The sequence below is a fragment of the Serratia sp. (in: enterobacteria) genome, assembly GCF_046715635.1.
Lineage (GTDB): Bacteria > Pseudomonadota > Gammaproteobacteria > Enterobacterales > Enterobacteriaceae > Chania.
This window is the reverse complement of the sequence record NZ_JBKJYW010000508.1, coordinates 1-6053: the sequence shown is the minus strand read 5'-3', so window position 1 is coordinate 6053 and position 6053 is coordinate 1. Positions and strand designations below refer to the sequence as shown.

The following is a 6053-nucleotide window of genomic DNA, read 5'->3' as shown; positions in this document are numbered from 1 at the left end:
ATGATACCTTCTCCCCCCGGAAGGAAGAAGCGATCTGTCAGCAAAAGTTGACAGAGCTCCAGTTTATCACTGCTATTGGCGGTTTTAAACGCCACCCAATAACACCATCGGCGTAATTTTAGCTTATCTTTAGAGAGTTATCACATTCAGTATTATTTTGGCAGCTGATTATAATGCAGTCACAGGGGGATATTCTTTCGTCAATCTGTGGTTACAAAGCGCAAAAAGGCCAATCAACGGTCACAAATGATAGTAATTCTCGTCTGACTATTTTATAGTTGCGCCGAGTAACTATAACGGGAATCAATCATGCTTAGAGAGCATACACTGGCAGCCTTCTGCTGCACCACGCTGTTGTTGAGCGCCCCAACTTTGGCGCTGGACCTATCCTACAAGGCACCGGAGCCCAGCATTAAGTCCGCCCCCGCCCCCAAAGCCGCACCTGGGCCTGCGAAGAAAACCGCCAAGGCACCCGTGGTCTGGTCAGAATCAGAAGATGAAACCGGCTTCAGTGCCAATCTTGAATGCGACCATCCAAGCTGCAGCCGCCCGCACGACAAATCGTATTCGACGCTTAATCGCCCAGTGAAAAAAACCGATCGCCGTCGCCAGTCCGATCCCTATTCCACCAATCAGGATCCTGATTACAGCGTGAACATGGGTTATAAGTGGTAATGGCGCATTAAGAGTCTCTGATAAAAGAGGTGTTCAGCCCCAACCAAAAGCAGAGGCTAACAGCTCCCTCTCCTCGTGGGAGAGGGTTGGAATGAGCGGTAATTAATTAAGCGGTTCCTGGCTGGTTTCCTTGATGTACAAGAAGGCGAACAACGATAAAACACAGCCAGCAATCACGTAAAATGCCGGAGCCGTGGTATTGCCGGTCAGCTTGATCAGATAGGAGGAAACCGATAATGAGAATCCGCCAAAGATCCCCACGGCAACGCTATAAACCAGCGATAGCCCGGTGGTTCTTACCCGCCTTGGAAATATTTCCGGCAAAATGGTGATGGAAGGTGAAGCGCCGATAATATTGATGATGCTCAATACAATCATTACTGCAAACAGCATTTCAACACTGGGGTGGTGACTTAGTAAATAAAAGGCCGGGTAAATCAGCACAATAATCGCTATTCTCGCCCTGGCAATCAACCGGACCCTGCCAACTTTATCTGACCACATGCCCGCCAAAGGGCCGCCGATAAAGGTAATCAAACCCGCGATGGCACCGATTAACATGCTATAGCTGGTGTCCAGCTTTAATATACTGATGGCGTAGTTGGGAATATAAAACATAATGATCATATGCGGGATGGTTCCGCCCATCGTCAGCAAAATTCCCGCCAAGGTTTCTTTATAGTAGGTGGTTATGACTTCCAGCAAGGGTATTTTACTGACGCTTTCGGTGGCCGTTGGTAAGGTGTGAGTGGCCGTTTCTTCCAGTTTAAAGCGAATATACAGCCCCACCGGAACAATCACGATGCCAAACAGGAAAGGGATGCGCCAACCCCAAGCTTCCACACTCGCCTCTGGCATGGTGTTTACCAATATCACCAACGTCATGGCGGCAAATACGTTACCCGCACCTTGGCTCGCCACCTGCCATCCCCCGTAAAATCCACGGTTATGGGGTTTAGCGTACTCCACCAATAGGGTGGTTGATGCGCCTAACTCGCCGCCTGCAGAAAACCCCTGTATCAACCTGGCGAGGGTAATGATGATCGGGGCGGCAATCCCGATGCTTGCATATGATGGCGTGATACCCATTGTCAGAGTACTAAGCCCCATCAGCAGGAATGTTAGCGTCATGGCGGGCTTGCGCCCTTTTTTATCGGCAAAATGCCCGATGACCAGTGCCCCTAGCGGCCTGGCAAGATAGCCCATTCCAAAGATCAGGAAAGTCATCGCCATACTCACCAAAGGATCGGTCGCGGGGAAATAAGCTTTTGCTATGTAGGTCGCAAAAAATGCGTAGAGCACCAGATCAAAAAACTCTAATCCATTACCTAACGTGGTGGCCACAATGGCCCTAGCCGGGGACTTTCTTTCCTTGACGCTATCCATCGCCTGTCCTTAATTTGTAGGGGCGCCGCATGCGCACCCGCCCAGATAATCGATGTTAAACCAGGGGCGAATATATGTTCGCCCCCGACAAATTCAGCAACATCACCAACTTATTAAAGACCGAGGTTTATTCCTTTAGGAATTCCTGCGCCAACGCAGACCAATAGGCGATCCCTCTGAGTATAATTTCATCATTAAAATCATAATCAGGATTATGTACCATGCAGCTATTTTCACCTTGGCCGTTACCTAATAATAAATAACTGCCCGGGCACTGGTTCAGCATAAAGGCAAAATCTTCGCTGCCCATCAACGGTTCAGGGATATCAATGACCTGCTGCGGATGGCTTTCACCCATTAAATTTTGCGCCACCTGTTTGGCAAAGCGGGTCATCTCCGGTTGGTTGACCAACACGGGATAGGTGTGATCGTAGTCAATATCGATCCTGGCACCAAATGAGGCAGCCTGGGCCGCGACTAACGTCTTGATACGCTCTTCCAATAGCTCCCTGACTTGCGGATCCAACGCGCGCACGCTTAACTTTAATACCGCTGAGTCGGCGATGACATTACTGGCCATGCCTGACTGGAATGCACCTACGGTGATCACGCCCGGTTCTTGTGCGCCCAGGTTACGTGCAACGACAGTCTGCAATGCCATCACAATGCTGGCACCGACGACCACGGCATCAACGGTGCCCTTCGGCATCGCGCCATGCCCCCCTTTGCCGTGGATGGTGATGGTGACCGTGTCGCTGGAAGCCATAAATGCCCCCTCACCAAAGACAAATTGCCCCTGCGGGAAGCCCGGCATGTTGTGCATGGCAAAAACGGCGTCACAGGGGAAGCGTTCAAACAGGCCATCGTCGATCATCTTTTGCGCCCCAGCCAACCCCTCTTCTGCGGGTTGAAAAATGAGGTGCAAAGTGCCATCGAAAGAGGCGTGATCGGCCAGATAATGTGCCGCACCGAGCAGCATCGCGGTATGGCCGTCATGCCCGCAGGCATGCATGATGCCTTCGTGCTGGCTGCTGTAAGGGAGTTGAGTATTTTCCAGGATCGGCAGGGCATCCATATCTGCCCGAATCCCTAACGTGCGGGGGCTGTTGCCTCTTTTCAATGTCCCAACCAGGCCGGTGATACCCAATCCGCGCGTCACCTGATAGCCCCACACCTCCAGCTTTCCCGCCACCAGTTCGGCGGTTTGTCGTTCCTCGAATCCCAGTTCAGGGTACTGATGAATATGTCGACGGAGGGTTAGGCTTTCATCGGCATAGGGTTGGAAGGTTTCTAAGTTCGGCTCACGGTGCGGCATGTTCATTACCTCCTGTCCTTGGGATTATTTCTTACTGCTGACATTGCGAACCAATACGGCGAGTTTCTCCGCTGGCACAGTCAGATATACAGACTCATTATTAGTCGAATATACCGCCTTATTGGCGGCTGTCCGTGGGATTTTTCGTGACCAAGACCGCAAAACAAACACTTGGTTAACTTATCATTAACAATTAATGGGTATTGCAGAGGCGTACGAAAGGAAGGGAATTTTTGGCGTTGTCGCAATGAGGCTGCGTCTGGTAGACGCAGCCTGGAGGAGTCAGACTTTGCTTGAGCTCTTTTTCATGGTGTCTTTGAGCTGATTAACCAATTGACCACGGAAATCCCCCAGTTTTGGCTTATCGCCGTCTAACCAGGGTAACGGGCGGCACAGTTCCATCGCCTTGATACCCAATCGCGCCGTCAACAGACCTGCCCCGATCCCCTGAGCAGCCCGCGCAGACAGCCGCGCCGCAATATCCTGTGACATCCAATCCATGCCCACTTCCCGCACCAGTTCGGAGGCACCGGCAAAGGCGATATTCAGCAACACCAGCCGGAACAGTCGCAGGCGACTGAAATAGCCCAGTTCGATGCCATACAGGGCCGCAATGCGGTTAATCAGGCGGATATTGCGCCAGGCGATAAAGGCCATGTCCACCAAGGCCAACGGGCTGACGGCGATCATCAGCGTCGACTCTGCCGCCGAACGGCTGATTTCGCGCCGCGCCTGATTATCCAACACCGGCTGCACCAGCTTGGCATACAGCGCCACCACTTCGCGGTCGTTCTGGGTTTCATGTAATGAAGCCTGCCAGCGTTGCAAGGCGGGGTGCCCTTGATCCAACCCGGCCTGACGCGCCAGCTTTTCACAAAACTCACGCCCTCTCCCCAGGCCGTGGCTATGCAGCAGCTCCCGAGCTTCGTCACGCTCTTCTGCACGTTGGCGTAGGCGGTATAGCCTGCGCCATTCCCCCACCACCGAACCGATACCGGCGAAGACGATCAGCCCACCGGCAATCCCCCCACCCAGCGCGATCCAATCCTGCTGCACCCAGGAGGTATGCACCCACTGGACACCTTGAGCCACCACGCTGACGCCAAACAGCATCAGCCCGGCGTTAACCATTTTGCGCCACAGGCTGCGCTTAGGCTTTAATGCGGCGTTAACGATCCCTTCCGCGCGCCCTTCCTCTTCTTCCTGCTCCATCTCTGGCGCTGCCGGATAGAATTTCTCGGCCTGCTGTTCGTCAAACTCCAAGCCTGCCCGCAACACCGGTTCCTGTGGTGGCTGTAACGGCTCGGCAAAATCGATACGCGGTTTTATCGGCTCGCTCATCGTAATTTATCTCCCAATAAAAACTCCATCACCGCGTCCAGACGGATGTGCGGTAACGGACTGTCGACGCTCATCAGACGTGGGCGGAACTGGTCAAAATGGAAACCTTGTTGCTGCCAGAACGCCGGGCCAGGCAGGCGCGCAGGCACTTCGCCGGGGAATACCGTCAGCGGTGTACCATCGTCCAGACGGTGACCTTTCAACGCCGGGATCGGTTGCCCTTGATGATCGACAATGCCGCTTTCGGTCGCCTGTACCGAAGCCAGGCCGACGCAGTCCATGCTGATACCTTCAAACGCGGCGTTCTGCCAGGCTTCCTGCACCAGTTGCTGTAACAGCGAAACCAGATTGGCGTGCTGATCGGCGGTAATATGATCCGCCTTGGTTGCCGCGAACATCAGTTTGTCGATGGTCGGCGAAAACAGGCGGCGGAACAGCGTGCGCTTGCCGTAGTGAAAGCTTTGCATCAACTGGGTCAGCGCCAAACGCATATCATTAAACGCCTGTGGCCCGCTGTTGAGCGGTTGCAGGCAGTCCACCAGCACGATCTGGCGATCGAAACGCACAAAATGCTCTTTATAAAACGCCTTGACGATCGACTGGCAGTAATAATTAAAGCGGGCGCGCAACATGCCCGCATTGGTATGTTTGTCCGCCTGTGCCAGGCGCGATTCCCCTGCCGCATCGACGTTTGGCCACGGGAAGAACTGCAACGCAGGCGCACCGGCCATATCGCCAGGCAGCACAAAGCGCCCAGGCTGAATAAAGTGCAGCCCTTCGGCCTTACAGCGCAGCAGATAGTCGGTATAAGCCTGGGCGATCGCCGCCAGCTTGTTTTCATCCGCCGGGGCCAACGGATCGAGATCTTTGCACAATGCCAGCCAAGGCTCAGCCCAGCGTGCACGGTCGCCCTGCAATAGCCCAGCCATCTGACGTGACCAGGCCAGGTAGTCCTGTTCCAGCATCGGCAAATCCAGCAGCCATTCGCCCGGATAGTCGACGATCTCCAGATACAGCGTGGAGGTTTCTTTAAAATGGCGCAGCAGTGAATCATTGGAACGGTAGCGCAGCGCCAGGCGGATTTCGCTGACGCCACGGGTTGGCGTTGGCCAACTTGGCGGATTGCCATACAGCTGCGCCAGGCCTTCATCGTAGGTGAAACGTTGGATACCGAGGTCGCGTTGAGGAATGCGTTTCACACCCAACAGCCTTTCTTCCCGCACAGGGGAAAACAGCGGCATACGCGCGCCGCTGTGAACATGGAGTAATTGATTGACCAATCCGGTGATAAACGCCGTCTTACCGCTGCGGCTCAAGCCGGTGACTGCCAGCCGCA

General features: G+C 53.9%; 5 protein-coding genes. 1 reads left to right on the top strand and 4 read right to left on the bottom strand.

Translation table 11 applies throughout. The annotated features are described in order from the left end of the window. The first annotated feature begins 309 nt into the window (after nt 1-309). Nucleotides 310-675 carry a hypothetical protein gene (locus ACLQ7H_RS26375; RefSeq protein ID WP_411755227.1) on the top strand — a complete coding sequence of 122 codons (366 nt, stop codon included), beginning with the start codon at nt 310-312 and terminating at the stop codon, nt 673-675. Between the two features lie 102 nt (nt 676-777). Here the strand turns inward: ACLQ7H_RS26375 and ACLQ7H_RS26370 are convergent, their stop codons facing one another. The 4 genes from ACLQ7H_RS26370 to ACLQ7H_RS26355 all read right to left on the bottom strand — a co-directional run. Further along, complete coding sequence (locus ACLQ7H_RS26370; RefSeq protein WP_411755226.1) at nt 778-2061, bottom strand: MFS transporter; 1284 nt, start codon at nt 2059-2061, stop codon at nt 778-780. Between the two features lie 127 nt (nt 2062-2188). Next, nucleotides 2189-3382, bottom strand: a complete 1194-nt coding sequence (locus ACLQ7H_RS26365) for a M20 aminoacylase family protein (protein WP_411755225.1) — start codon at nt 3380-3382, stop codon at nt 2189-2191. Nucleotides 3383-3658: 276 nt separating this feature from the next. After that, a complete protein-coding gene (locus ACLQ7H_RS26360; protein WP_411755224.1) occupies nt 3659-4717 on the bottom strand; it encodes a TIGR01620 family protein in 1059 nt (352 codons plus the stop codon). Next, nucleotides 4714-6053: YcjX family protein (locus ACLQ7H_RS26355; RefSeq protein WP_411755223.1), on the bottom strand; the 1340-nt coding region annotated here is incomplete at its 5' end. The genes ACLQ7H_RS26355 and ACLQ7H_RS26360, both read right to left, overlap by 4 nt.

Excerpts from the sequence above, each read along its gene's own strand:
- ACLQ7H_RS26375 (WP_411755227.1), top strand. The coding sequence starts at position 310 with ATGCTTAGAGAGCATACACTGGCAGCCTTCTGCTGCACCACGCTGTTG.
- ACLQ7H_RS26370 (WP_411755226.1), bottom strand. The coding sequence starts at position 2,061 with ATGGATAGCGTCAAGGAAAGAAAGTCCCCGGCTAGGGCCATTGTGGCC.
- ACLQ7H_RS26360 (WP_411755224.1), bottom strand. The coding sequence starts at position 4,717 with ATGAGCGAGCCGATAAAACCGCGTATCGATTTTGCCGAGCCGTTACAG.
- ACLQ7H_RS26365 (WP_411755225.1), bottom strand. The coding sequence starts at position 3,382 with ATGAACATGCCGCACCGTGAGCCGAACTTAGAAACCTTCCAACCCTAT.